This window comes from Amycolatopsis sp. NPDC004368 (genome assembly GCF_053602515.1).
On sequence record NZ_JBSGDT010000084.1, the window covers coordinates 1 to 4,409 of the forward strand.

The 4,409-nt window shown below is 68.7% G+C and carries 4 protein-coding genes and 1 pseudogene; all 5 read right to left on the minus strand.

Going from position 1 to position 4,409, the window contains the following annotated elements:
• Window positions 1–191: 191 nt before the first annotated feature.
• A complete protein-coding gene (locus tag ACWEOE_RS42040; protein WP_452019431.1) occupies window positions 192–1,106 on the minus strand; it encodes a 5,10-methylenetetrahydrofolate reductase in 915 nt (304 codons plus the stop codon).
• A 154-nt stretch (window positions 1,107–1,260) separates the two neighbouring features.
• Window positions 1,261–2,466 carry a L,D-transpeptidase gene (locus ACWEOE_RS42045; protein WP_452019433.1) on the minus strand — a complete coding sequence of 402 codons (1,206 nt, stop codon included), beginning with the start codon at window positions 2,464–2,466 and terminating at the stop codon, window positions 1,261–1,263.
• Window positions 2,467–2,574: 108 nt separating this feature from the next.
• Entirely contained in the window at window positions 2,575–3,444 is an 870-nt protein-coding gene (locus tag ACWEOE_RS42050) for a patatin-like phospholipase family protein (protein ID WP_452019435.1), read from the minus strand.
• A 52-nt stretch (window positions 3,445–3,496) separates the two neighbouring features.
• Window positions 3,497–4,153, minus strand: a complete 657-nt coding sequence (locus ACWEOE_RS42055) for a DedA family protein (RefSeq protein WP_452019437.1) — start codon at window positions 4,151–4,153, stop codon at window positions 3,497–3,499.
• Window positions 4,154–4,289: 136 nt separating this feature from the next.
• Window positions 4,290–4,409 (minus strand): annotated as a pseudogene (locus ACWEOE_RS42060) (lipoyl synthase); the annotation flags it as partial.

Here is a 4,409-nt window from a genome sequence, read left to right on the forward strand (position 1 = left end):
GCCGTCGTCGTCCGGGGCTCGGGGACGAAACTCGGCTGGGGGCAGCGGCCCGCCGAGGCCGACTTGGTCGTGGACACCGGCCGCCTGGACCGCGCCCCGGTCGAGAACGCGAAAGCGGTTCTCCCGGGGCCCGACTCATTTTCCGGATCTTTTCCGGCCGGGCGGGAGCTACGCCCCGGCCCGGCCAGACGTCAAACCTCGGAACCGCCCCGCCCCAGCAGGGAGCTCAGCTCGCCGGCCAGCGCGACCGTGGCTTCGATCTCCACCTTGCGGATCGAGACGCTCTCCACCAAGAACCCGAACGGCATCCCCAGCTTCCGGCAGAACGCCGCCAGGTCCCGGGCGTTCGTCAGGCACTGCTCGAAAGACTCGGCCAGCGTGTCGTCCGCGTGGCGCAGTGAGTTCTCCAGCCAGCGGGGCACGTGGACGCCGAGCCACTTCAGGAACTCGAGCGTCTTGAGCGAGCCGCACACCGAGAGCGTGAACAGCACGGGACGAGGCGAGAGCCCCTGGGCGCGGCAGGCGTAGAAGTAGTCCGACACCATGCTCTTCGCCGCGTCGGCGCTGTAGATCACCTGCGAGATGAAGTACGAGCAGCCGGCCTGTTGCTTGGTGATCAGGCGTTGGTACTCGTCGGGGCGTTCGGTGATGGCGACGCCGCCCAGGGGGAGGTCGGGGCGTTCCTCGTGGCGCAGGCGGTGGGCTTCGGGGAGGCCGGTGCGCACGGCCTTGTCACGGGAGGACGCGCCGACGAAGACGGAGAGGGTGCGGGACGGGTCTGTGGTCCGCAGCCAGGTGCGCAGTTGCGCCGGCGTGTACTTGCCGACGCAGCGGTAGATGACCGACGGACGCGTCCACGAGCCGAGGTAGTCCGCGTGGTACGTGGCGGGGTCCAGGGTCGGCAGGTAGGGGAACGGGCGTTGCGCGGGGTTGCGGTCACTCTCGTCGTCGATGTCGTAGAGGGCCAGACCGTCGACGTCGAGGGCGGCCAGGCGCGCCAGGGTGGCGGCGGTGATCTCGCGGATCCGCTCGGGCGGGGTGCTCAGGCGGGGCGGGGTGATGCCGAACAGGAGCACGCCGCGGTCGGTGTCGTCGAAGAGCGCCATGTGCGGAAGTTATCAGGGCAATGAGAAAGGCGCCGGAGCGAAGTGCTCCGACGCCTTTCAACCTGGCCGATCCGAAACCGAACGCGAACCCAAACCCGAAACCTGGAACGAACCCCGAGAAGGTCCCGGGCTCACCTGGAGCCCGGGAGCCGCCTCACAGAGCCGAGCCCTTCTGCCAGTCGGCCCACGACTTCGACCAGTCGCCGTACAGGTCCCAGACCGGCAGCTGCGGGCCGCCGGAGTTGGTGACCTCCACGACGTCGCCGAGGCCGAAGTTCTGGAAGAACCAGGAAGCGTTGGCGGCGTTGAGGTTGATGCAGCCGTGCGACACGTTGGAGCTGCCCTGCTGGCCGACGCTGTTCGGGTTCTCGTGCACGAACTCACCGTCGTTGGAGATGCGTTCGGAGAACTTTTCGTTGGAGCGGTAGGCCTTCGGGTCCGGCGGGCAGACACCGTAGGTGCAGGAGTCCATCGTGTAGTTCTCCTGCTTGAACGAGATCACGTGCGGACCGAGGTGCGTGGGCGTGGCGTCCTTGCCCATGGAGATCGGCATGGTCTTCACCATCGAGCCGTTGTGGAAGATCTGCATCTGCTCGGTGTTGCCGTCCGCCTTGGCGATCCACGAGTCGTGCACCTTGTAGGTCTCGGTGCGGTCCTCGGCGCCGAACACGCCGTTGCCGAAGTCCACGCCGTAGATCTTCGCCGTGACGGTCAGCGTGGTGTTCGGCTGCCAGTACTCCTTCGGCCGGTAGTGGACGTTCTTGTCGTCCATCCAGTACCAGCTGCCCTCCTGCTTCGGCGACGACTGCACCGACAGGGCCTTCTCCACCGCGGCCTTGTTCTTCACCGCGACACCGAAGCTGAACACGATCGGCTGCCCCACGCCCACACCGGTCGACTTCACGGCCGAGGGCGCCGGGATCAGGTTGGCGTTGGCCTGCTTCGACGGCGAGACCGTGGTGACGTTGCCGTCCTTCTCCACCTGCTTGCCGTCGGTGCCCTGGGCGTGCGCGACGACCTTGTAGGTGCCGCCGTAGCCGAGCACCTCGGAATTGGTCCAGCTGGAGCCGTCGGTCGCGAGCTTGCCGGCGACCGCCTTCCCCTTGGAGTTGGTCACCGTGACGTCGGTCAGCTTGCCGTTGGCGGCCTTCACGACGATCGGGGTGGTCGGGCTGATGCCGGTGGCGTCGGCCGGTTCGATCGAGACCGTCGCCGGCGTGGCCGCGGTGGCCGCGCTCGTGCCACCGGTGGTGACCGGCGCGGCGCTACCGCCGGTGTCCCCACCGGAGGAGCACGCCGAAACCAGCAGGGTCGCCGCGAGAATTCCGGCAACCGAAAGGAAAGTCTTCTTCGGGAACATTTTGTCTCTTTTGCGGGGTATCGCGGGCCGGCAGGCTTCTTCCATTCCAAAACTACGCGATCGAGAAGACGCCTCACGCAGCGGATAGGTGCATCGCAGTGGCGTGGATCACGCCGTGACGAGGCCTGGTGCGCCGTACAGACCGGGGCCGTCCACGACGAGTTCCTTCAGGTGGTCGCGGGCCGACCGGTAGGCCTCGTCGGCGAGCTGGTCCGTCCGGGTGAAGTCGAGCGGGCTGACCCGCACGGGAGCCGGACCGGGCAGGTAGACCACCGGTGCGCGCCGCGCCGCCGCGGGGGCCTCCAGCGCCGCCTGGTTGCGCATGCTGATCAACGCCGTGAACATCATCACCTCGGCGAACGTGCGCGGCGCGCCGGGCATTTTGCCGGGGAACGCGCAGTCCAGCACCACCAACGACTTCGCGCCCATCGCGAGCGCCTGGCGCATCGGCACGTTGGCCACCAGACCACCGTCGTAGAGCAGCCGCCCGTCGTGCTCCACCGGCGGGTAGATCCCCGGGATCGCGCAACTCGCGAGCAGCGGCTCCCGTACCGGTCCGGTCCGGAACAGCACCGGCTCGGCCGTCTCGACGTCCGTGGTCACCACACCGAGCGGCAGCTCCAGTTCTTCGAACCGCCGGCCGGGACCGAGGTGATCGTCGATGATCTTCTCCAGCCCCGTGTTGGGGAACAGGTTCGTCTTGCTGTGGCGCAGGGTCCGCACCTGGCTGAACACGCCGCCGGGGAAGGCTTCGTGCTTGGTCATGTGCTTCCAGATCTCGTGCAGCCGACCGAGCCGGTCCTCGCCGGGCAGCGCGAGCACGGCCGCGTTGAGCGAACCCACCGACGTGCCCACCACGAGGTCGGGCGTCACGCCGGCTTCGTCGAGCGCGCGCAGCATCCCGATCTGCAGCGCGCCCAGGCTCCCGCCGCCGCCGAGCACGAACGCCACCGGCCCGGGAAGATCGAGGGGGATCATGGCGTCCACGGTAATTCGCGGGAGCGTTCACGGACGCTCGACGCCGGGGAGATCACTCCTTGGCGCGCACGGGCTCCGGTTCCGGCGGTTCGGGTTGCAGAGTTTTGCGCTTCTTCAACCGCACCAGGAAGAACAGCAGCACGCCGACGACCACGGCCGCCGCCACCAGGAACCCCGTGCTGAGCGCGCCTTCCACCTGCTTCGCTACCTCGCCGAGCGCCGCCCCGAGGCTGATGTGCGCCAGCGACCAGCACAACGCCCCCGCCGCCGTCGCCGGCAGGAACTTCCGGAACGGCAACCGCGACGTCCCCGCGGCGGCCGGCGTCAGCGTTCTCAGCACCGGCAGGAACCGCGCGAAGAACACCGCCCACGCCCCGCGCCGCTCGAGCACGCCGGCGGCCTTGTCCCACGCGTCGAGGCCGTATTTGCGGATCAGCTTCGTCTCCCGCAGCCGTGGTCCGAACCGCCGCCCGAGCAGGTAACCGACGGAGTCGCCGAGGGCCGCGCACACCGTCACCACGGCCCACAGCGCGAGGAACCGGGGTGTTGTGGTCGCCGTCGTGGCCGCGATCAGCAGCGCCGACTCGCCCGGGGCGATGAACCCCAGGCCGATGGTGCACTCGGCGAACACGAGCCCACCGGCCGCGGCGACAAGGCCCGGTTCGGGGAGTCCTTGCAGCCAGTTCAGAAGATCCGTTACCAAAGCCACAAGGTCACTTTACGGATTCTTTGGAATCGGTCACGGGGTTCGGCTCGACCTGGGTGAGTTTCCCGGGATGACCCGTAGGGGCGGAAACGGCGAAGGGCCCGCTCGTGGTGAGCGGGCCCTTCGCGGCACGTCTGGGTCAGCGCGCGAGCAGCGAGCTCGCTTCCTGCGCGGCAGGCCCCTGGTCGGCGAGGTGGGCCAGGTTCTCCGGCAGCTCCTCACCCCGGTGAGCCTTGGTCTGCGCGTACAACCGGCCCGC

Coding starts and splice junctions, on each gene's coding strand:
- ACWEOE_RS42045 (WP_452019433.1), bottom strand. CDS start 2,466: ATGTTCCCGAAGAAGACTTTCCTTTCGGTTGCCGGAATTCTCGCGGCG.
- ACWEOE_RS42050 (WP_452019435.1), bottom strand. CDS start 3,444: ATGATCCCCCTCGATCTTCCCGGGCCGGTGGCGTTCGTGCTCGGCGGC.
- ACWEOE_RS42040 (WP_452019431.1), bottom strand. CDS start 1,106: ATGGCGCTCTTCGACGACACCGACCGCGGCGTGCTCCTGTTCGGCATC.